Here is a 20,793-nt window from a genome sequence, read left to right on the forward strand (position 1 = left end):
CCTGCTGGCTCGGCGGTCGCGCTGGGGCACGGGCGAATACCTCTTGCTCCAAACGTACCCGCCCGTCGGGAGACCCGCGGATCGGCGGATCGGGCATCCCCGTGCAGGTGAATCGGCGGCGCTGGCCCCTTTCCCACTTCGCACCAACTGCGTCTACTGCGCACCAGGTAGACCCCATGCGCAGTCGCATCAAATGGTGCGGAGTCGAAACGGAGATGGTGCGCAGAACGGGACCCGGACCCGATCTCAGTCCTAGCCGATCTCAGCTCGAGGCCAGTCCGAGGCCCTTCTCCAGCGAGGCGATGATCTTCGGCCGGAGGTCGGTGGCGGCGATCACCTCATCCACCGAGCCGACGTCGACGGCGCGGTGGATGTTGTGCACCCGGTCGAATTCGGTGGCCACGTCGCCGAGCTTCTCGCTGCGTACGTCACGGCGCAGTTCGGCCAGTTCGGTCGCCAGCGTGGCTCGCTCAGCATCGGAGGCGGCGGCCAGCTGCCCCTCCAAGGCAAGAACTCGCGGGTCCTTGGCCGTCCGAGCGTCGACGTCGCGGGAGAAGACCACGGCCGCAGCGGGGGCGCCACCGATCACCGAGGCGAACGAGCCCTCGATGCCGAGCACGGTCATCGAAGGGTTCAGGGCCTTGGAGAACACCACGAACGCGCCGCCGTGATAGCGGGAGATCACACAGAACACGATCGGGCCCCGGAAGTTGACGATCGCCCGGCCGATCTCGGCGCCGTACTCCAGTTGGAGCTTGCGCAGCGACTCCGGCGACCCGTCGAAGCCGGACAGGTTGGCCAGCACCACGACGGGTCGGTTGCCGCTGGCGGCATTGATGGCCCGGGCGGTCTTCTTCGACGACCGGGGGAACAGGGTGCCCGCGGTGTAGACGTCCGGTCCGTCGGCGGGCGGGAACCCCTGTCGGGGAACGGACTTCGATTCGATCCCGATCAGGCAGACGGGCAGGCCGCCGAGATGCGCGTCCCACACCACCGAGGTCTCGGCGTTGGCCATCTGGGCCCAGCGCTCCTGCGTCGGATGGTCCTGGTCGGACACGGCTGCCATCACCGTGCGGATGTCGAACGCCTTCTTGCGATCCGGGTTCGTCACGCTGGAGAAGATGTCACCGACGCAGGCGAAGCCCGAGTCGGCCGGATCGTGCGGGAAGCCCGTCACGTCGCGGTCGTAGGGATCGGAGGTCGGTGCCCGGCGCGGCCCGGTCTCGCCCGGCGCCACATAGCTGTGCTCGTAGTGCGCCATCAAGATCTCCCGGGCACTGGTGAGATCGGGCGCCCAATACTGCGCCTGGCCGTTCGGGCCCATGACCCGGTCATAGCCGCCGATGCCGAAGTTGTCCTCGGCGGACACGCTGCCGGAGAAGTCCAGGGTCTGCTTGCCGGTCAGCACCATCGCCGAGTCCGGGGTCATGATCAACACACCCTTGGTGTGCATCAGCATGGTCGCCTCGGCGTTCCAGTACGGCTGCGCGCCGACGTTGATGCCGGCCACCACGACATTGATCTCGCCGCCGTTCTGGGTGAACTCGACGATCCGCTTCAATGCCCTGGCGACCCAGTCCATGTTCTCGGTGCCGGACTCCATCGAGATCCGCGCACCGGCGGACAAGGCGAACCATTCGACCGGGATCCCGCGCTCCTCGGCGAGGTCCAGGGCGGCGATGATCCGGGTGCACTCGGCTTCGGCCACCGCGCCCAGCGACCGCAGCGGATCGCCGCACAGCACGACTCGTTCGATGCCGTCGGGATAGCGCTCGGTCGGGGTGGAGATGAGCCCGGCGATGATGCCGGCCTTGTTCTGCCCGTACGGACGATCGACCGGCACCAGCTGCTGCCCGGTGTCGTCCAGGTCGTACTCGATCGAGGTCCCCTCCGGGCCGGCGATCATGGCCTGCAACTCGTACGGGTAGACCACCCCGCGCCGCTTGGCCCGGACGACCTTCTGGTCGTAGTCGTCGAGCGGCTTCAGCCGATAGAGCGGCGGCTCGCCGAGCGTCGTCACCACGCCCGAGCCCGGCTGATAGTGGAAGCCCGCCACCAGCAGGTGCTCGTCGCCCTTGGGCAGCCGTACGGTGCCGCCGACCAGCAATTCCTCGATGCCGGCACCGGTGGTCATCGGCGCGAGCTGGCTCTGCAGCGCGGTCAACTGCTCCGGATCGGCCGCGATCGTCGGCCAGATGTAGATCCAGACGTAGTTCATGTCCAGTCGCTTGCCGGCCACCCCGGCGGCGGCCCGCACCCGGCGGATCGCCTCACGGCAGTTGGAGATCGCCCGCTCCGCATGCGGCAGGCCGATCACCCGGCCCTGGTCGTCGCGACTCACCGCCAACTGGCGGACTTGGGCCAGGGCGACCAGGCGGACATCGGCCTCGTTGCCCGGCGCGACGCAGCGATAGAGCAGCACGTCCTCGGGTGCCTCCAGCCGGGTCACGTCGAACTCCCGGAGCCGGCCCAGCGTCAGCCGACGGCCGATCATCGGGTGCACGCCGCGGATCAGTGTGTCCTCCACCAGGATCGCGTCCGGGTCGGGTGCTCCGGGCTCGGGCCGGAAGATGAAATAGCCGACCCGGCCGTCGCCGGGGCAGGTCGCGACCGTGAACCGGGTGCCCTCCCGCATCAAGCCCAGGCCGGCGAGCCGATGCGCGATCTGAGCCGAGGCGTCCTCGTCGTCGGTCGGCGCCGTCGGCCAGGACAGATAGAGATCGATCACGCTGCGATGCCCGGCGGGCGCCTGGGCGATCTGGTCGGCGAGGGCAGTGACCAGACCAGTGCCCGGCGCCAGCTCGTCGAACCGGCCGATCGTGCTGACCACATGGGTGGGCCGCCGGTCGGTGACGTAGTCGGCCACCGCGAACGGCCGGCCACCGACGCTCAGCTCACGCAGGTCGTGCAGGGCATAGCCGCGGTAGTGACGTTTGATCAGCACGGCCAGCATCGGCTCGTCGGACGGCATCACCTCGTCCTCGATCCGGGCAGCCAGGAACCGGGCGATCGGCTCCGGGATGTCGACCAGCTTGTCGATCCGGGCGTCCCGTTCCGGTCCGGCCGGGAGATCCGTCAAAGCCTCCAGCTCGGCCGACACACTGTCCAGCACGCTCTGCCGCTCCGCATCGACCAGCGGCTGGTCATACCAGCGGAACCGTACGCTGCGGGCCAGCTCGCCCACGATCGGGAAGCGGAGCTGGGTAGCGGTGACCAGCCGGTCGAGCAGGTCGTGATACTGATGCTCGGCCGATGCCGGCGGCGGTGGCTCGCCGATCCACCGTTGCAGGATCGAGGTGACCAGCTGCACGTCGGGAGTCCAGCGCTGCTGGGCCAAGAACATCCGGAAGACGGCCCGTTCGAGCTCGGGAGTGTGGTCCAGGTCGGTGATCCCGTAGTGCCGCAGTGCCCGGGTCAGCTTGTCGCGGAAGTCGGCGGGCAGCGCGCCGCGTTCGGGATCGAGGCTGCGTAGGTAGGTGTGGAAGTGCTCGCGGGGACTGTGCACCCGGTTCTCGATGTGCCGGTCCTCGCCGGCCGGGCGGTTGCGGGACAGCTCGGCGAAGTCGGCGAACGCTTGCAGCAGTTCCAGCTCACCGTCCAGCGGTGAGTCGCCGGCCGCGACCATGGCATCCCGATCGGCGAGGTACGCGCTCAGGGTGCTGCCGTTGTCCCGCGGGTCGAGGTCGTAGCCGCGCAGCATCGCGTACAGGTCGCGGCGCCGGGTCAAGGCCCGTTCCGCCGGGTCGGAGGACGGAGCGCCGTCGCCGGGCAGGTCGAGCTCGACGGCCTCGGCCTCGTCGCTGACCGTCTCTTCCTCCGCGTCGCCGACCGGCTCCAGCCGAACCAGCGGAGCACCCGTCTCGACCTGACTGCCGGCCGAGACCAGCAGCTCCTTCACCTTTGCGCCGAACGGTGCGCTGAGCACCGTCTCCATCTTCATCGACTCCAGCACCAGGACGGGGGCGCCGGGCGCTACCTCGTCACCGACCGCGACCGGGGTGGCGACGACCAGCGCCGGGGCGGGAGAGCGAAGCACACCGCCCTCGTCCAGGCTGACCCGGTGGGTGACACCGTCGACCTCGACGAGCTGCACCGGCCCGTGGGTGGCGGTGACCAGCCGGTGGGTCCGGCCGCCCACGGTGAGCCGGCTCTTGTACTCGTCCAGCCGGTCGATCTCAGCTTCGACCGCGTACTCCTCGTGGCCGTTGGAGATGACCACCCGGAACCGCTGCGTACCGGCCCGGAAGACGGTGACCTGATAGGCGACACCGCGCAGCTTCACCTCGATGGCCCGGCCGGTGCGGTGCTGCACCTGCGGGCGGCCGCCGCGTGCGGTCTCGATCAGCCGGGTGCGCTCCAGGGCCTCTTCGCTCTCGTAGGCCTCGATCCCGGCGGCTACCAGCGCGATCCCGGAGTGCCGGTGGGCGACCAGGCCACCCTCGGCACGGGTCCGGTCGATCCATCCGGTGTCGGCCCAATCACCAACACCCCAGCCGTCGATGACCTCGGGGGCGTCCAGCAGATCGATCACGAAGCTCTTGTTGGTCGCTCCGCCGTCGATCACCACGGTGGTCTCGCGCATCGCCCGTCGCAGTCGGGCCAGCGCCTCGTCGCGGTCGCGACCGTACGCGATGATCTTGGCGATCATGGAGTCGAAGTCGGCGGGGATCCGATCGCCCTCGCCGACCCCGGTGTCGACCCGGATGCCGGGCCCGGCGGGCAGCTCCAGCAGGGTGATCTTGCCCGGCGCGGGTGCGAAGTCGCGGTCGGGGTCCTCGGCGTTGAGCCGGGCCTCCACGGCATGCCCGACCTCCCGAGGCTTCTCGCCCTCCAGCCGGCCGCCGTCGGCGATGTGGATCTGCAGCTTGACCAGGTCGGTGTCGGTGGTCACCTCGGTGATCGGGTGCTCCACCTGCAGCCGGGTGTTGACCTCCAGGAAGGCGAAGAGCTTGTCGGCCGGGTGGTAGAGGAACTCGACGGTGCCGGCACCGGCGTACCCGACGGCGAGAGCCAGCCGCTCCGCCGCCGCCTTCAGCTCGTCGGCCTGCCCCTGGCTGAGCACCGGGGAGGCCGACTCCTCGATCACCTTCTGATTGCGGCGCTGCACCGAGCAGTCGCGGACCCCGATGGCCCAGGCGGTGCCGTGGCCGTCGGCGATCACCTGGACCTCGACGTGCCGGGCCCCGGTGACCAGCTTCTCCAGGAAGACCACGCCGGAGCCGAAGGCCCGCTGCGCCTCGTCCCGGGTCCGCTCGTACGCCTCGGCGAGCTCTTCGTCGGAGGCGACCATGCGGATGCCGCGGCCGCCGCCGCCGGCAGTGGCCTTGAGCATCAGCGGATAGCCGATCTCGGCTGCCGCCTTCGTGGCATCCTCAAGGGTGTCGACACCACCGCGACTCCAGGGCGCGACCGGCACGCCGACCTCTTCGGCGATCAGCTTGGAGCCGATCTTGTCGCCGAGCTTGCGCATCGCCTCGGGGCTCGGCCCGATGAAGGTGACCCCGATCCGTTCGCACAGCTCGGCGAAGCCGGGGTCCTCGGCGACGAATCCCCACCCGACCCATGCCGCGTCGGCGCCGGTCTCGACCAGCGCCCTCTCCAGCACGGCGTAGTCCAGGTACGGACGATTGGCGGCCGGCCCCAGGTCGTAGGCCATGTCGGCCTCCCGCACGAACATCGCTCGCCGCTCACCCTCGGTGTGCAATGCCACCGTGGCGATCCGGCCACCGTCGGGGCCCGCCTGGGCGTTCAGGTCCCGGACCGCGTGGATGAGCCGCATCGCGGCCTCGCCACGGTTGACGATGGCAATGCGCGAGAACATCGGGGGTTTACCTCCGCAAGGCTTCGACGGTGAGACCCGGGGGTGGGCGTCTCACCAGGTCAGCCTGCCATCAATCGTGTCGTTGGTACCAACCTGGCGCGCTCTGACGCCTGGTGTCGCGATTGCGGCGGTTCCTGGCATCATCGCAGCATGGCTGCCTTTGACCAGACGGGCGACCGGGATCGTGATGCCGCGGGCCGGGCCCGGCAGGCGCGGCCGAGGGATCGGCTCGGCAGACCGCTGCCGTACGGGAGTGTCGGGGTCGAGCCGGTCTCGGAGGAGCCGCTGCCGCCGGGACCGACCATCGAGTCCGCTCGCGCCTTGCTGGCCGAGGGCCGACCGTTCTCCGCGCACGAGGTGTTCGAGGCTCGTTGGAAGGACGCGCCGGCTGCGGAGCGGGATCTGTGGCAGGGGCTGGCGCAGCTGTGCGTCGGCAACACCCATCGGGAACGCGGCAACGCGGTCGGGGCTCGTCGGCTGTGGGGTCGGGCCTTGGGACGACTGACCGCCTATCGCGCCGCCGACCAGCCGACGTACGACCTCGATCTCGCCGCGCTGATCGGCTGGCTCACCGCGCGGCTCGCCGAGCTCTCGGCCAATGATGTCGCGGAGGGGAGTGATCCCGGCCTACCGCCGATCTAGCTGATCGGGGTGTCGGCGTCGGTGAGGGGTGCGGTACGGGCCTGGTTCGGCTGCCGGCCGGCGGCGGTGAGCTGCCGGCGGAACTCGGGATGGCGGTCGAGGTGTTCCCGGAGCCGGCTCAGTCCCGTGTCCTGCAGGCAGACGACGTCGACCCCGGCCCGATGCAATTGGGCGGCGAGCTGATCAGCCGATTCCGTGCCGGCCAACGCCAAGACGACTCGGCCTTCCCGTCCGCCGATCACCTCGGCAACCCTGCGCAGCAGGGTCTTGCGACGCTTGGCCAGCGCCGGGGAACGGACCGGGAGGGACAGCTGATTCAGCAGCGCGGCGAGGGCGCCGTTGTCGCCGGTCAGCCCTGGGCCGACATTCTCGCTCTCACACAGCGCCACGACCTCACGTAGGGTCCGCCGCACCCAGCCGTCCAGGTCGACCGGCCGTGCGCCCTGGCCGAACGCCTCGCCGAAGCGGTCCAGCACCTTGCTGACCAGCACGGTGGTGGGAATCTCGGTGTCGATCGCCATGGCGCGGCGGCGCGCGACGCGAGTCACGTCTTGCCAGGAGACGGGTGGGCAGGAGACGGGTCGTCGGAGGTGACGGGCAGAGCCCGACCACGAACCGTACGGGTGCGTCATCGCTGCTACCGACATGAAGTTTTCCTCTCGAGATCGCGCCTGGGCTGATATACCAAGCGTGACAGGAGGGCCGAACACAAATCCCGACTGACCTTGATCTACTGCCTCACCACAGGGGCCGGACGGGCGGCAGTTCCCCGTCGGCCTGACTCACGACCGCAACGAGGTCCTCGCGCAGGGCTGCCAGCCGGTCGGGCCCGATGATCGCGGCCCATTGGCCCTCCAGCGAGTGATAGATGTCCTCCGATGCCACCAGCAGTGCTTGCCCGCGTTCGGTCAGCTCCACCGGCCGGACCCGCGCGTCGCCCCGCGATGTCAGTCGCCGGACGTAGCCTGCCGCGACCAGCGCGTCGACCAGCTTGCTACTGGCCTGCTTGGTCATCCCCAGTGCTGCGCCGAGCTCACTACCCGGCAGCGGTCCGGGGCGCAGCGTGAGCAGTGCGAAGCCGTACGCCGGTCGGAGCTCCCCCCAGCCTTGCTCGGCGAGTTCGGCGTGCAGGTCGGTGATCAGCTGCCGGTAGGCGATGGCGAGGAGCCGGGCGAGCGGCAGCGACCCGTCCGCTGCGGCCGCTTGGTTAACTGATTTCCCGGTGCTCACTGAGCCCACGGTGGAGTCAGCAGCGTGCCGTCGCCCAGTTGTGCCTGGCCGCCGACCGGCAGGCAGCAGAGCAGCTCGACGGGTTCGTCGCCATCGTTGCCGAGGCCGAAGGGGACACCGCTCGGCACCACGATGGCGCTGCCGGTCAGGGCGGTCTCCTGGACCCCGTCGATCGTCACGTCAGCGGTGCCGCGGAGGACCAGGAAGATCTCCTCCCGCGTCAATGAGTGCGGGGTCGGCGTGGTGCCGGGAGCGAGCTGAACCCGCCACAGTGAGTTGTCGGTGGTGCTGCCTCGGCTGGGGGTGGCCAGCGAGGTGAAGGTCGTCCCGCCGAGGGTGTGCGTCGGGGCGCTCGGGGCTTGGACAACAGACATGCCGATCTCCTTCGCAAGTGGTCAACTGATTTGACCATCGTCCCTTATGGTCCGGATATAGTCAACTGAATTGACTGAATTGGCAACCAGCAGGTGGGCAGGTGGCTCGGTTTCCACCCGTGCCAATCGACACCTGGCACACTCTGCGCAGCAATCGCACGACGGGGAAGACGTGGGGAGGTCGGTCGAGTGACGCGAGCGTCGGGGCGCGACCAGCTCAAGCCCATGGAGCGGCTGATCCGGATCTTGATCTGCCTCGCCGACGACGACCGCGGTCGTGGGGTGCCGATCGTCACCTTGCTGAGGATGGCCGATCTCGACGAGGACACCGAAGCGGCGCGGGTACAGCTGCGCCGGGACCTGACGATCCTGCGCCGGGGCGGCTGGGACATCGAGAACGTGGCCGGCGAAGGCGAGGATGGCCGCTATCTGTTGCGTGCTCGAGACAACCGGCTGGCGCTGCTGCTCACCCCCGGCGAGCGGGCCGCCCTCGGGTCGCTGCTCTATCTGAACGACATCGACCGGGTCATCCCACCGCCGTCCTTGGGGCGCTTGGTGCACGCGGTCCAAGACCGGAGTCTGGTGCGGTGCAGCTATGCGGGGCGTCGGCGGGTCCTGCACCCCGACCAGCTCTACGTGACCACCTCGGGCTGGGTGCTGGCCGCGCGGATGGCGGTGGACGAGCCGGCCAAGGAGTACGTGATCGCCTGGATGGACGGTCTGCGGATCGACCGACCGGGTACGGCGGCAGCGGCGATCATGCGGCCGACCGAGCGCCTCGATCCGATGCACTGGCAGCTGGACCCGCCGATGACCGTGCGGCTGGCCGTGGTGACCCCCTTCGTGGCCGACGTCTTGGTGCAGTTCCCGGCTGCCACCGTCGTGCCCCCTTCCGCCGATACCGCCCCTGAATCGACTGCCGACGACGAACCGCCGGAGACCGTTGTCGAGTTGGTGGTCACCAATCAGGCCACCTTCCGGTCCCGGCTGTATGCGCTCGGCTTGAGAGTGCGGGTGCTGGAGCCGGCAACTCTGGTCACCGAGATCGCGATGAACCTGCAGGCCGTCGTGGAGAGCGGTGGCTGATGGCGATCTACGGCGATCGGGTCGCGCTCTTGCCGCGACTGCTCGACATCCTCTTCTACCACCCCGACGGGATGCGGTTCTCCGAGCTGGCTGCCGAGGTCGGCCGTGCTGAGGACGACGTGCGCGAGACGCTCAAGACGTACTACCTGACGGACCTGGCGGACTACCTGCCCGATCTGGTGGCCCGTCCCGATGTCCTGGAATTCTTGAACGACGATGGCGAGGAGATCGGAGATGCGTCCACGGCGACCGCGGTGCGGCTGGCGACGATGTCCCCGGGGCACGAGCTCGGCGTGTCCTACCTCAGCCTGCCCGACCTGGCCCGGCTCTATCGGCTGGCCACGGATGCCGTCGCGTTGCACCCCGACGACCGGGTGCTGGCCTCGGCCGTACGGAAGCTGGGCGACGGCGTGCTGCCCGGATTGCGGATCATCCAGAACGATCCCTGGCGGTGGCTCGACGATCTGCGACTGGCAGTGCGTGAGCGTCGTCGGGTCGCGGTGCGCTATGCGCGGGCCTGGGAGCCGACGATCGAGGACGGTGTGATCGAGCCGTACGGCTTGCTCCGTACGCTGCGGGGCTGGGAGATCGACGCCGCGCCCGGCGACGAGCGCAGCGCCTTGCGAACGTACCTGCTCAGAAATCTGCGCTCGGTGACCGTCCTGCCGGACACCTTCGAGCTGCCGGCGGATCGGAACGTGATGATCATCGAACATCGCACCGAACTCGCCGTGGTTCTGGAAGTGCCGCACTTCGCCGCCTGGGCGGTCGACTCCTACGCCGAGCGGGTGGAGCTGATCGAGGATCTGCCGGATGTGGCCCGGCTGCGGGTCTTCGTGCTGCAGCCCTATCGACGCCGGATCGGGCTGATGCTGGTCGCCGGCGGTCCGCGGGCGCGGGTGCTCGAGCCGGTCGACCTGCGCGGGGCCGGCGCGGAGGTCGCGAGGGAGATGCTGGAGCGCTATCGGTCTTGACGAAGGCGGCAGATCAGCGGGTGGGGCCCATCACCGCATGCGTCTGGTCGCTGGTGAGTGCCGGCACCGGGAGGGGTGAGGGAGCGCCGGGCTCGGCGCGGAGAGCGTCGATCATCAGGTGCAGATAGCGCCGGTACAGGTCGGGATGGGCGTCGCGCGAGCGCATCATGATCGCGTTGAGTCCCACCTGGATGAAGGTCAGGTCGGTGCCGGTGACGTCGTCTCGGAGCTTGCCTGCCTCGCGGGCCCGCTCGATCAGCGCACGGTATTTCGGAGCCATCACCGTCCGGTTCCAGGCATGCTGCTCAACGCTGAGTCGGTCCCCGTTCAGGATCTGCGCGAGCCCCTTGTCCCGCAACTGCAGGGCGAGGGCGTGTTCCAGGAAATCGACCAGACCGCGCCAGGGGTCGGCGTCGGCCAACGCCGCGTCGGCGAGCGCGCCGAACTCGGCGGTCTGTTCGGCGAAGAGCGACTCCAGCACCTCCTCCTTGTTCGCGAACCGGCGGTAGGCGGTGCCCACCCCGACCCCGGCGTGGTGCGCGATGTCGTTGAGGGTGACGTCGAGACCGCGCTCGGCGAACAGCTCCCGGGCGGCGGCCAGCAGTCTGGTCCTGTTCTCGGCCGCGTCTCGGCGCAGCTCCCTTGGCTTGGTCGCGGTCACGGTGTCCACCCTAGCTCATCCGGATAGACAGTATCCGGATAACTTGCTAGGGTCGCAGTATGCGGATGAGAGATATCCACTTAGTCGACCGAGTGGGCAAACGGTGACTGGGCCTGTGACCGTACGTCCGGTGAGCCGATCGCTGACGCTCGTGTTGGCGCTGCTGACGGTGTTCGGTCCTATCTCGATGGATCTGTACCTGCCGGTGCTGCCGCGGCTGGCCGCCGATCTGGACGCAGGCACCTCGGCCGCGCAGCTGACCATCACCGCATGTCTGGTCGGACTGGCGGCGGGGCAGATCATCGCCGGTCCGCTGTCGGATCGGTTCGGTCGTCGGCGCCCGCTGATCATCGGGGTGAGCAGCTACGTGGTCGCCTCGGTCGCGTGTGCGTTGAGCCCCAGCATCGAGATCTTGATCGCCGCCCGGCTGCTACAGGGTCTGGCCGGCGCCACGGGGGTGGTGATCGCTCAAGCGGCAGGTCGGGATCTGTACTCGGGCGCTGCGCTGGTCCGCTACTACGGTCGGCTCACCGTGCTGGCCGGCTGTGCCGCGATCGTCGGCCCGCTGGTCGGTGGTCAGTTGGCCAGGCTCACCGACTGGCGCGGCATCTTCGTGTTCCTCGCCGCCGTGGGTGCGGCGATCCTGCTCGCCGTGCTGCTGATCTTCCGTGAGTCGTTGCCGATCGAGTCCCGTACGGCAGGTGGCCTGTCCCACTTCCGAGCCAACGTGCGCGTGCTGTTGGCCGACCGACGCTTCCTGGGCACCGCACTGACCATCAGCTTCCTCAACGGGGCGGTGTTCGCCTATCTCAGCGGCGCCACCTTCGTCCTGCAGGGCATCTACGGTCTGACGCCGCAGCAGTACTCCTACGCCTTCGGGCTGGGCTCGCTCGCGTACGTGCTCAGTGGCTTCGTCTCCGGTCGATTGAGCGAGCGCTGGTCGTCCACCGGCACCTTGGCCCTCGGTCTCGGAATCGCGGTGACCGGAGCGGCGGGCATTCTCGCCGCCGGCACCGCCGGCCTGCCGCTGTGGGTGATCCTGGCCTCGATCGTGCTGCTGACCAGCGGTGTGGCGACCAGCACGCCGCCGGCCACGGCGCTGGCGCTGGCCGACTATGCCCGCGTCGCCGGCACTGCGGCCTCGCTGCTCGGGCTGGGTCGCTATGCGTTCGGTGCGATCGCCGCCCCGCTCGTCGGACTCGCCGGTGAGCACACCGCGGTCCCCTTGGGAGTGGTCGCCCTCGCCTGCTCGGTCCTCGCCGCGGCGTCCCATCTTCTCACTCGCCACCGATAAGGTGCTCCGGCTGTCCCTCTACCGGGCTCCTCTTGCGACCGCTGTCGTGGTTCACTTCCTTCGTGGCCGAGCGGAAGGGCCATGCCAGCAGGAATGAAAGAGGTCTCTCGTGTCCGCCGGCTCGACTGTTACCGGCATCGTGGTGTTGTCCATGGCCAAGTTCTGACCCCGGACCCAGACGGGCCCGGTCTGTGCTTCGCTAGCCCTCATGTCCCCCCGTCCGGCTCCCACCAGGTATGACCCGACCGCCATGCGGATCCTGGATGCCGCTGCCGAGTTGATCGATGCGAGTCTCTCCGAGGCCTCTGGCGACCTGCCCGCGCGGTTGAGATCGATCCATTTCCCGGCCGCACTGGACTGGATCCGGATCGAGGACATCACTCGGGTGTTGTCCGGATATCAGCCGGCGATCAGCAAGAAGGCGATCGTCAACCGGTGGGGGAGCAAGGAAGAGCTCGTCCACGACGCCGCCTTGCACTGCATCCTTTATCGAGACCAGCCCGCCGGGGGCACCCCGGACGCAACGCCCGAGTTCTTGGTGGCGGTGGCCACGTCGGCCGGCTTGGCGCGAGCTATCACCGTCACCGCCGACACCATCATGGGCAACCTAGTGTCCTCGCCGCGCAGCTTCCTGCTGATGCATCTCGCTCCGATGCTGCCGCGGCATCCCGAGATCCAGCGACAGATCGCTGAGGACGGACTCCGGATCCAGCGCGAGTGGTCGCAGGGCTATCAGCAATTGATGATGGCGTACGGAATCGTGCTGCGACCCGAGTGGACGATGGAGCGCCTCGCCCTTGCTGTCCAACTGCTGCTCGACGGGCATCTGCTGCGCACTCGGATCGACCCGTACCTCATCGAGACGGCTCGCTGGGAGTCGAGCAGCGTCTTCGCCACCGCGGTCGTGACGCTCATTGTCGGCGCGATCGACCACGACCGGTCCGGCTTGACCGCCGCCGACTACCTCGACTCGGTCACCAGTGCCTCTGGCCGGCCGATCACAGATTCGCGAAGCTGACATAGGTGATCGCCGGGTGGCGCTGGTGTGTCCCTTGCACGCCATCACTGCGACCACCGTGCTGCGTGCTTGCCAGCGCTGCACCGTGGATGGAGCCACCGGGGCCCGGCTGCGGCTGGGGCCAGGTTTGTTCGTCGAAGACGGCCGCGTGCAGGCGCTGATTCCCGCCCGATCCCTTCGGGAGATCGCCGATCAGCACCAGTGCGGATTCTGGAACCAGCGGTAGGTTCGGCCGTATCTGCGCACCTATCGCTGACTGTCAGGCGCGTCGTGCCCGGGGGTCGGTGCTGACGGCATGGATGGTGTTGGTAGGGCGCCGATCTGCTGCAGGACGCCGAGTTCGTCGCGGACACCCCAGTGCTCGGCCAGTCGGTCGCCCTCGGTCCGATAGATATGGATCGTCGGCATCGTGTACGGACGGCCGGCGAACTGCTCGCCGTGGATCGGCGCGACCGCCACGCCGTGGGCAACCGCCCGGATGACGATCCGGTCCTCGGTGACGAACTCGTCGAGCTTCTCGTAGCGGATCGCCAGCACCTGGGTGACATAGGTGAGGATCTGGCGGTAGCCGTCCGGGCCTGGCGGCAGCGGGAACGGCGAGCCGTGGTCGACGAAGTCGCTGGTCACGGCGCTGTCCAAGCAGCTCAGGTCATGGGAGTTGATCGCGTCGAAGACCGCCTGGGCGGCGGGCAGTGCCGGGTTGGTCGTCGTCATCGGCGTCGTGTCGGTGAACATACGGGGCTCCTCATCTGGCTAGAGTGTAGTTGGAATCAGATTCCAGTGGAATTATGTTCCAGCGAATGGAGCGAGATGTCAACCACCCGTGCGTACGACAGTGCGAAACGCGCCGAGGCTGCCCGACTCACCCGTCGGCGGATCCTGGATGTCGCACGCTCGCAGTTCCTCGAGACCGGCTATCACGGCACGACGATCTCGGCTCTCGCACGGGCCGCGCGGGTCAGTCCGCAGACGATCTACAACACTTTCGGGGGGAAGGCGGAGGTGCTGAAGGCGGTCTACGACGTCCTGCTGGCCGGAGACGACGAGCCGATTGCCCTGAACGACCGGCCCGAGATCGCCAGGGTCCGCAGCCAAAGCAGCGCACCGGAGACACTGCGGGCGTACGCGTCCGTCGCCCGGCTGCTCTTCGGCCGGGTGGGTCCGCTCCTCGGGGTGGTGCTCGCCGAGGGAGCGGGGTCCGACACGGAGCTGGCCGACTTCTTGGCCACGATCGACCGGGAACGGCGGATCGGCAACGCCGGTGTCGTCAAGCACCTGGCTGAGAGGTTCGGTCTCGCCGAGGGGCTCACGGTCGAGCAGTTGGTCGATCACGTGTGGACGTTGACGGCCCCGGACAACGGAGATCGGCTGGTCCGTCGCTGCGGTTGGTCGCTCGATGCGTACGAGCACTGGCTCGCGGAGGGACTGATCGCCGGACTCGGGACGCTGGGCGGCTGAGTTGTTGGTGCTGGGTGCTGGGTGCTGTGCTGGGGCGGGTTCGGGGTTCGGGGTTCGGGGTCCGGGCGCCGGGGCGAGAATCGCGCTATCCGACCTTCTGCGGATCGAAAGGTGCGCAGATGCTGTTTCACCTCGGGCGAAACGACATCCAGGCACCTTTCGATCTTCGATCAGGTCGATCTTCGATCAGGGAAGGTCATGGATCACCGCGGATGCCAGTCGACCGTCGGTGATGATCAGTTCCGCCAGTGTGCGGAACGGCTGCCGCCGCTTGTCGGTCGGCGAGCCGGGGTTGACCATGCGTAGCCGATCATCGGCCACGTCCATCGGGATATGGGAGTGTCCGAAGATCACCAGGTCGGCGGCGGGAAAGCGGCGCTTCATGCGCGCCAGCCGACCGTCCTTTGAACCGGCATCGTGGATCATCGCCACCCGCAGTCCTTCCAGGTCGAGCTCGAGGCTCTCGGGTGCGCCCCAAGCCGCGACCTCGGGACCGTCGTTGTTGCCCAGCACCACGCGTACGGGCGCAAACGCGGACAACTCGTCCAGCACCTCGGGGATGCAGACATCGCCCGCGTGCAGGATCAGGTCGGCCTGCTCCGCATGCACGGCGACCGCACGGGGACAGCGCTTCCAGAATCGGGGCGCATGGGTGTCGGACAGGGCCAGGACTCGCACCCGACTCAGCCTGCCATGCCGCCACACAACCAGCGAGCAGCTCACTGGCGGGCGCCGATATCGGCGCAAGACCAACCACGGATCGGGCGGACCCGATGGTGCGTCTTGCGCTCATGGGCCGCAGACGATCGGCGGTGGAGCGTGCCGGCCGCACGTCTTGCGCCCGCGGGCCGCAGACGACCGACCCCGACCCAGAGCGCCCGTACGTGTCACGCCCGCGGGGCACAGACGATCAGCACGACGACCGATCAGCACAACGACGAGCCGCGTTGGCCAAGACCAGATCCGGTGGCCCCGACCACAAACCTGACGCATCCTTGCGGGGGCGTACGCTCCGTTCATGACAGTGTTGTCCACCGAGAATCAGCCGGCTCAAGCCGTCGCCAGTGCCTCAGCGAGTCGTGCGTCCGAGCACCTGTGGATGCATTTCACCCGGATGTCGAGCTACGACCAGGCGCCGGTGCCGACCATCGTGCGGGGCGACGGGGCGTATATCTGGGATGAGCGGGGCAAGCGCTATCTCGATGGACTTGCTGGACTCTTCACCGTGCAGGTCGGTCATGGCCGCCGGGAGCTGGCCGAGGCGGCTGCCAAGCAGGCCGCCCAGCTGGCCTACTTCCCGATCTGGTCCTACGCCCACCCAGCCGCTGTCGAGCTGGCCGAGCGGATCGCCGATCTGGCTCCGGGGGAGATCAACCGGGTCTTCTTCACCACCGGCGGCGGGGAAGCGGTGGAGAGCGCCTGGAAGCTGGCGAAGCAGTACTTCAAGGAGATCGGCAAGCCGCTGAAGCACAAGGTGATCTCGCGTGCGGTGGCTTACCACGGGACCCCGCAAGGCGCGCTGTCGCTGACCGGGATCCCCGCGGCGAAGCAGCAGTTCGAGCCGCTCGTGCCCGGCGCGCACAAGGTGCCGAACACCAATTTCTACCGCGCTCCGGAGCACGGCGACGACGAGGTCGCGTTCGGGCGCTGGGCTGCCGATCAGATCGCCCAGGCGATCGAGATGGAGGGCCCGGACACGGTCGCGGCGGTGTTCTTGGAGCCGGTGCAGAACTCCGGCGGCTGCTTCCCGCCACCGCCGGGCTATTTCGAGCGGGTGCGGGAGATCTGCGACCGGTATGACGTCCTGCTGGTCAGCGACGAGGTGATCTGCGCGTTCGGCCGACTGGGTCACATGTTCGGCGCGGAGCGCTTTGGCTACCAGCCCGACATCATCACCTGTGCCAAGGGGATCACTTCCGGGTACGCCCCGCTGGGCGCGATGCTGGTCTCGGATCGGGTCTACGAGCCGTTCGCCTCGGGTGCGACGACCTTCATGCACGGCTATACCTTCGGCGGGCACCCGGTCTCGGCCGCGGTGGCGTTGGCCAATCTCGATCTGTTCGAGCGGGACGGGCTGCTCGACCACGTCCGGAGCAACGAGGGTGCCTTCCGGGCGACCTTGGACCGGCTGCGGGAGCTGCCGATCGTCGGCGACGTCCGCGGTGCCGGCTACTTCTACGGCATCGAGCTGGTGAAGGACAAGGCCACCAAGCTCACCTTCAACGCCGACGAGTCGGAGCGGCTGCTGCGCGGCTTCTTGTCCAAAGCCCTCTTCGACGCGGGCCTCTATTGCCGCGCCGACGATCGGGGCGACCCGGTGATTCAGCTGTCTCCGCCGCTGATCTGCGATCAGCAGCAGTTCGACGAGATCGAGCAGATCCTCCGCTCCGTGCTCACCGAGGCCTGGTCGCTGTTGTAGGGGCCTAACGACCCCTTGACGCCCGGCGCCCGGCGCGAGCAGGGTATGTACAGCCGGTGTCCGAAAAAACCCAGGGACACCTTCCGACGATGGAGTCCCCATGTCTGCTTCCACCCTGACCCCAGATGCCGCCAAGCGGAAGGCTGCTGGCAAACGCCTACGCAAGACTGTGCCACTGGAGGCGCAGGGGGTCTGGGATCCCGCCAAGCGGACGATCGATCCCATCCAAGTGCTGCTCGATCAGGACGAGCCACGGCTGCAAGTCCTGGTCCCGGAGCGGCATCGGCGGATGGCGACTTCCGCGTTCGCCTTCTACCGCGGCTCTGCCGCTGTGATGGCCTACGATCTGGCGACGGTGCCGCGCACGGGGATCATGGTGCAGGCAAACGGCGATGCACATCTGTCCAACTTCGGATTGTTTGCGTCGCCCGAGCGCCGGCAGGTCTTCGACCTGAATGACTTCGATGAGACCCTCCCCGGACCCTGGGAGTGGGACCTGAAGCGGCTCGCGACGAGCTTCGTGCTGGCCGCCCGCGACAACTGCCGACTCATGGGCTCCACGTGGCGGGACGCTGACGGCAAGCGGCTGGCCGAGACGGCAGCGAAGGCATACCGGACCCAGCTGCGCGGCTTCGCGAAGAAGAGCGTCCTCGACGTCTGGTACGCCAGCGCGACGGCCGATCAGATCCAAGCAAAGGCACCGGACAAGGACGTCGAGGCATGGGACCGGGTGGTTGCGGACGCGAAGAAGGAGACCAGCGCAGCGGCGGTGAAGAAACTCACCGAGGTGGTCGACGGCCAGCGCCAGTTCAGGCGCGTCGTTGACTGGGACAACGGCAAGTTCGTGGTGCCACTGAGAGATCTCGATGAGTTCTTGGACTCGAAGGCGTTCAGTGCGCACGCCGGTCAGGATCTGCGCGGGTTCGTGGATCCGGACGGGATCCACAAGCAGATCAAGGAGAACCTGCAAGGCTTCCAGGACTCGACCTCGGCGGACCGGAGACATCTGCTCAGCCACTTCGAGATCAAAGACATCGCCTTGAAGGTGGTCGGTGTCGGTAGCGTCGGCACCCGTTGCTTTGCGGTGCTGTGTGAGGGAGCCGATCACGGCGAGCCGTTGATGCTGCAGGTCAAGCAGGCGATGGAGCCGGTCCTTGCCCTGGCTGGCCTGCCGTGCGAATACACCGACCAAGGGCATCGGGTGGTCGACGGGCAACGGCTGATCCAGTCGGCCAGCGATATCTTCCTCGGCTATTCATCCTCGTCCAACGAGCAGTTCTACTACTGGCGCCAGCTCGCGGATGAGAAGGGTTCGGTGGAGATCGAGGATCTCGATCCCAGTGAGGCCGAGGCCTATGCGACGTTGTGCGGTTGGGCGCTGGCCCATTCCCACGCTCGCAGCGGCGATTCGATCTCGATCGCCGGCTATCTGGGCAAGAGCACCGACTTCGAGAAGGCGATCAGCAAATTCGCGGTGCGCTACGCGGACCAGGCCGAACGTGACCACAAGGCTTGGGTCAAGGGCATCAAGCACGGCCGGATCAGCTCGGACGACACCGCTTCTCGCAAGGTGGCTTGACGCCGTTCGTTACCCAGCTGGGGTCGGTTGCAGAGACACGACGTCGGCCAGCCGGGCGACGATGTCACTCGGTGTCGGTTGGCTGGCAATCTCGGCGCTGACCTGCCGGGCCTGGTCGAGGAAGTGGGGTTCGATCAGCAGTCGGTCGACCAGCTCACGGGCGATGCCGACGTTGATCGTGCCGGGATCGTGGGCAAGACCGACACCACGATCGACCACCCGCTGCGCCGACATCGGATTGTCGGCGAAGCTGGGCAGGACGAGCTGCGGCACGCCGTAGAACAGAGGAGCGGCCGTGGTGCCGGAGCCGCCGTGGTGGATCAACAGGCTGCAGCTGGGTAGGAAGGCCGAGAGTGGCAGATACCCAACAGAGCGCACGTTGCCCGGCAGCTCGCCCAACGACGTGAGATCGGCGGTGCCCGCCGCGAGGATGACGTCCACATCGAGACTCGCCAAGGCTTCGATGACGACGGTGAGGCTGCTGGTGCCGCTGATCAGGGGCACGACGGTGCCGAGGGTGACGCCGACCCTTGGTCGCTCGATCGGCCCGAGCACCCAGTCCGGAAGCACGGCACCCCCGTTGTACGGGACGTACTGCATGCCCCACCACGGACGGCCGTCGACCGCATCGGCAACCTCGGTTCGGTCGGCTGGGATTCCGCCCATACTCGGTGCTCGCGGATCGATCCGGGCGATCAGTTCTGGCGGGTTCGCCGAGAGATCGAGACGCTGGCGCAATGGCACCAGGACGTCTTCGGGAACCATCGGCTGCGATCGGTTGCGCCAACTCGCGTCCCGGGTGGACCAGGAGATTCGGTTGCCGACTTCCAGCGCTGGGACGCCGAGCGCGCTCGCGGCGAGCAGCCCCGCTGGGTGGTCACTCGTGGTGGCGATGACGTCGGGCCGGAACGAGCGGGCCGCCGCAATGGTGCCTTCGGTCATCGTGGCGGTGAAGGCGGCGAAGGGTGCATGCACCCTGGCTGCGTTCTTCACCTCGACCGGCGCGTCGGCAGGTAGCTCGTCGGGCCGCTTGCCCCACCCCGTCAGCGCTGCCCATCGTTCTCGGTCGGGGAAGACATCCAGCACAGGCAGTCCAGCTCGGGCGGCGACCTCGGTCAGCTCGCCGGTGGTCGCCAGGGCGACCTCGTGGCCGGCCGCGCGTGCTGCCCAGACCAGCGGCACGATCGGTAGCAGCAGTCCGTACGCGGGTGCGGCAGCGAAGAGGATCCTCATGGAGTCGAGTCTGCTCCTGCTGCTCAGCCAGTCAGATCACGTAGCTCTGTGTTGACGGTCGACTACAGGCGCATGAAGTCCACATAGGTGATCGCCGGCGTGTTGGCGCTGGTGTAGCCCGGCGCCACCTCGTGCTGGCTTCTGAGGTCGCGAGACCAGAACAGACGTTCGTCACCGAGCACTCCTTTCCAGACCATGACCACGCCGAGACCCACTTTCGCAATCGCGGGGCCGTGGCTGGATCGGCCCACGGCCAGCGCCTGGGCGGACCATCTGCCGTTCACATACGAAGATTTCCACAGCCGGTCATCGCCACCGGATCCCTTCCACACCATCAGTGCGGTGCCCTGCTGGGTGGTCGCCAATGCGGGCCCATGAGTGGAACCGCCGGGGCCTGGCAGCGGCTCGGACCAGGTGTGGCCGTCGAACGTCGCCGAGTACAAGCGCTGATTTCCGCCTGAGCTCTTCCATGCCAACAGCAGCCGGCCGTCACCCAGATCGGCCAACGCGGGGCCGTGGGTGGAACTGGCCTTGCCGTCGCAGGCAGGTTGCTGGGCGGCATTGACCTGAGCTGTGTACCAGATGTGCTCGTCGGTGTTGGCGCCCCGCCAGGCCATCGCCACCGAGCTGCCGTACGTGGCGAGGGCAGGGCGGTCCTCGGTACGCGGAGCGCCGGCCGGGAGCGACTGCCGCGACCAGTTGGTCGTGATGGGTGCGACGGCAGTCCAGATCCGGTTGTCGTTGTCGGCGCCGCGCCAGGCCGCGGTGAATCCGCCGCCCGGCAGCCGGGCCGCTGCGATGCCGAGGCTGCTGCCCGAGGCGGGCATTTGGAATGCGCGAAGGAATCCGCCGTCGGAGTGCTCCGAGGAATAGATCGCCTGGTCGGTTCCGTGTCCGCGCCAGATGATGAGGGGTCGTGCGGCCATGTGGGTATGCCTCCTTGGGTTGCGTTCTCACAAGAGGTCTGTGAGAGCACCCTCCAGATACGAGATCGAGCCGATATC

At 68.1% G+C, this 20,793-nt stretch carries 18 protein-coding genes; 8 read left to right on the forward strand and 10 right to left on the reverse strand.

Annotated features, from left to right (window positions below):
- Window positions 1–262: 262 nt before the first annotated feature.
- Complete coding sequence (locus MLP_RS04930; RefSeq protein ID WP_013861913.1) at window positions 263–5,821, reverse strand: ATP-binding protein; 5,559 nt, start codon at window positions 5,819–5,821, stop codon at window positions 263–265.
- Window positions 5,822–5,971: 150 nt separating this feature from the next.
- On the opposite strand from MLP_RS04930, the gene MLP_RS04935 reads away from it, so the two are divergent.
- Window positions 5,972–6,463 (forward strand): DUF309 domain-containing protein, encoded by a 492-nt coding sequence (locus MLP_RS04935; RefSeq protein ID WP_013861914.1) that lies wholly within the window; start codon window positions 5,972–5,974, stop codon window positions 6,461–6,463.
- On the opposite strand, the gene MLP_RS04940 is transcribed toward MLP_RS04935, so the two are convergent.
- The 3 genes from MLP_RS04940 to MLP_RS04950 form a co-directional block, all read right to left on the reverse strand.
- Window positions 6,460–7,011 (reverse strand): hypothetical protein, encoded by a 552-nt coding sequence (locus MLP_RS04940; protein WP_156821035.1) that lies wholly within the window; start codon window positions 7,009–7,011, stop codon window positions 6,460–6,462. The genes MLP_RS04935 and MLP_RS04940 overlap by 4 nt on opposite strands.
- A gap of 190 nt (window positions 7,012–7,201) precedes the next feature.
- Window positions 7,202–7,693 (reverse strand): MarR family winged helix-turn-helix transcriptional regulator, encoded by a 492-nt coding sequence (locus MLP_RS04945; RefSeq protein WP_013861916.1) that lies wholly within the window; start codon window positions 7,691–7,693, stop codon window positions 7,202–7,204.
- The gene (locus MLP_RS04950; protein ID WP_013861917.1) at window positions 7,690–8,067 is read right to left on the reverse strand and encodes a cupin domain-containing protein; all 378 of its coding nucleotides are present in this window, start codon (window positions 8,065–8,067) and stop codon (window positions 7,690–7,692) included. The genes MLP_RS04945 and MLP_RS04950 overlap by 4 nt, the downstream gene beginning before the upstream one ends.
- A gap of 189 nt (window positions 8,068–8,256) precedes the next feature.
- Between MLP_RS04950 and MLP_RS04955 the strand changes: the two genes are divergently transcribed.
- Complete coding sequence (locus tag MLP_RS04955; protein ID WP_156821036.1) at window positions 8,257–9,153, forward strand: WYL domain-containing protein; 897 nt, start codon at window positions 8,257–8,259, stop codon at window positions 9,151–9,153.
- Entirely contained in the window at window positions 9,153–10,127 is a 975-nt protein-coding gene (locus MLP_RS04960; RefSeq protein WP_013861919.1) for a WYL domain-containing protein, read from the forward strand. Before MLP_RS04955 ends, MLP_RS04960 begins: the two co-directional genes overlap by 1 nt.
- A 13-nt stretch (window positions 10,128–10,140) precedes the next feature.
- On the opposite strand, the gene MLP_RS04965 is transcribed toward MLP_RS04960, so the two are convergent.
- Entirely contained in the window at window positions 10,141–10,788 is a 648-nt protein-coding gene (locus tag MLP_RS04965) for a TetR/AcrR family transcriptional regulator (RefSeq protein ID WP_172641520.1), read from the reverse strand.
- A gap of 130 nt (window positions 10,789–10,918) precedes the next feature.
- Between MLP_RS04965 and MLP_RS04970 the strand changes: the two genes are divergently transcribed.
- Both MLP_RS04970 and MLP_RS04975 read left to right on the forward strand, forming a co-directional pair.
- Window positions 10,919–12,082, forward strand: a complete 1,164-nt coding sequence (locus MLP_RS04970; RefSeq protein ID WP_231851419.1) for a multidrug effflux MFS transporter — start codon at window positions 10,919–10,921, stop codon at window positions 12,080–12,082.
- Window positions 12,083–12,290: 208 nt separating this feature from the next.
- Window positions 12,291–13,100: a hypothetical protein gene (locus MLP_RS04975; protein WP_156821038.1), complete on the forward strand. Its 810-nt coding sequence runs from the start codon at window positions 12,291–12,293 to the stop codon at window positions 13,098–13,100.
- Here the strand turns inward: MLP_RS04975 and MLP_RS27880 are convergent.
- Together MLP_RS27880 and MLP_RS04985 are read right to left on the reverse strand one after the other, a co-directional pair.
- On the reverse strand, window positions 13,081–13,299 hold the full coding sequence (locus MLP_RS27880; RefSeq protein WP_156821039.1) for a hypothetical protein: 219 nt from the start codon (window positions 13,297–13,299) through the stop codon (window positions 13,081–13,083). The two genes, MLP_RS04975 and MLP_RS27880, sit on opposite strands and share 20 nt — an antisense overlap.
- A gap of 47 nt (window positions 13,300–13,346) precedes the next feature.
- Window positions 13,347–13,835: an ester cyclase gene (locus MLP_RS04985; RefSeq protein WP_013861924.1), complete on the reverse strand. Its 489-nt coding sequence runs from the start codon at window positions 13,833–13,835 to the stop codon at window positions 13,347–13,349.
- Window positions 13,836–13,910: 75 nt separating this feature from the next.
- Between MLP_RS04985 and MLP_RS04990 the strand changes: the two genes are divergently transcribed.
- Window positions 13,911–14,558 carry a TetR/AcrR family transcriptional regulator gene (locus MLP_RS04990; RefSeq protein WP_013861925.1) on the forward strand — a complete coding sequence of 216 codons (648 nt, stop codon included), beginning with the start codon at window positions 13,911–13,913 and terminating at the stop codon, window positions 14,556–14,558.
- 186 nt (window positions 14,559–14,744) lie between these two features.
- Here the strand turns inward: MLP_RS04990 and MLP_RS04995 are convergent, their stop codons facing one another.
- Complete coding sequence (locus MLP_RS04995) at window positions 14,745–15,236, reverse strand: metallophosphoesterase family protein (protein WP_013861926.1); 492 nt, start codon at window positions 15,234–15,236, stop codon at window positions 14,745–14,747.
- Between the two features lie 340 nt (window positions 15,237–15,576).
- Between MLP_RS04995 and MLP_RS05000 the strand changes: the two genes are divergently transcribed.
- Together MLP_RS05000 and MLP_RS05005 are read left to right on the forward strand one after the other, a co-directional pair.
- Window positions 15,577–16,977: an aspartate aminotransferase family protein gene (locus MLP_RS05000; protein WP_013861927.1), complete on the forward strand. Its 1,401-nt coding sequence runs from the start codon at window positions 15,577–15,579 to the stop codon at window positions 16,975–16,977.
- Between the two features lie 100 nt (window positions 16,978–17,077).
- Window positions 17,078–18,556 (forward strand): DUF2252 domain-containing protein, encoded by a 1,479-nt coding sequence (locus tag MLP_RS05005; protein ID WP_013861928.1) that lies wholly within the window; start codon window positions 17,078–17,080, stop codon window positions 18,554–18,556.
- A 9-nt stretch (window positions 18,557–18,565) separates the two neighbouring features.
- Here MLP_RS05005 and MLP_RS05010 read toward each other — a convergent pair whose 3' ends face one another.
- Both MLP_RS05010 and MLP_RS05015 read right to left on the reverse strand, forming a co-directional pair.
- Complete coding sequence (locus tag MLP_RS05010) at window positions 18,566–19,789, reverse strand: nucleotide disphospho-sugar-binding domain-containing protein (RefSeq protein WP_013861929.1); 1,224 nt, start codon at window positions 19,787–19,789, stop codon at window positions 18,566–18,568.
- Between the two features lie 62 nt (window positions 19,790–19,851).
- Window positions 19,852–20,715, reverse strand: a complete 864-nt coding sequence (locus tag MLP_RS05015) for a hypothetical protein (RefSeq protein WP_013861930.1) — start codon at window positions 20,713–20,715, stop codon at window positions 19,852–19,854.
- Window positions 20,716–20,793: the final 78 nt, after the last annotated feature.

The organism is Microlunatus phosphovorus NM-1 (assembly GCF_000270245.1).
Taxonomy (GTDB): Bacteria; Actinomycetota; Actinomycetes; order Propionibacteriales; family Propionibacteriaceae; genus Microlunatus; species Microlunatus phosphovorus.

Excerpts from the sequence above, each read along its gene's own strand:
- MLP_RS05005 (WP_013861928.1), top strand. The coding sequence starts at position 17,078 with ATGTCTGCTTCCACCCTGACCCCAGATGCCGCCAAGCGGAAGGCTGCT.
- MLP_RS04960 (WP_013861919.1), top strand. The coding sequence starts at position 9,153 with ATGGCGATCTACGGCGATCGGGTCGCGCTCTTGCCGCGACTGCTCGAC.
- MLP_RS05010 (WP_013861929.1), bottom strand. The coding sequence starts at position 19,789 with ATGAGGATCCTCTTCGCTGCCGCACCCGCGTACGGACTGCTGCTACCG.
- MLP_RS04930 (WP_013861913.1), bottom strand. The coding sequence starts at position 5,821 with ATGTTCTCGCGCATTGCCATCGTCAACCGTGGCGAGGCCGCGATGCGG.
- MLP_RS04985 (WP_013861924.1), bottom strand. The coding sequence starts at position 13,835 with ATGTTCACCGACACGACGCCGATGACGACGACCAACCCGGCACTGCCC.
- MLP_RS04950 (WP_013861917.1), bottom strand. The coding sequence starts at position 8,067 with ATGTCTGTTGTCCAAGCCCCGAGCGCCCCGACGCACACCCTCGGCGGG.
- MLP_RS04990 (WP_013861925.1), top strand. The coding sequence starts at position 13,911 with ATGTCAACCACCCGTGCGTACGACAGTGCGAAACGCGCCGAGGCTGCC.
- MLP_RS04935 (WP_013861914.1), top strand. The coding sequence starts at position 5,972 with ATGGCTGCCTTTGACCAGACGGGCGACCGGGATCGTGATGCCGCGGGC.
- MLP_RS05015 (WP_013861930.1), bottom strand. The coding sequence starts at position 20,715 with ATGGCCGCACGACCCCTCATCATCTGGCGCGGACACGGAACCGACCAG.
- MLP_RS04975 (WP_156821038.1), top strand. The coding sequence starts at position 12,291 with ATGTCCCCCCGTCCGGCTCCCACCAGGTATGACCCGACCGCCATGCGG.
- MLP_RS05000 (WP_013861927.1), top strand. The coding sequence starts at position 15,577 with ATGACAGTGTTGTCCACCGAGAATCAGCCGGCTCAAGCCGTCGCCAGT.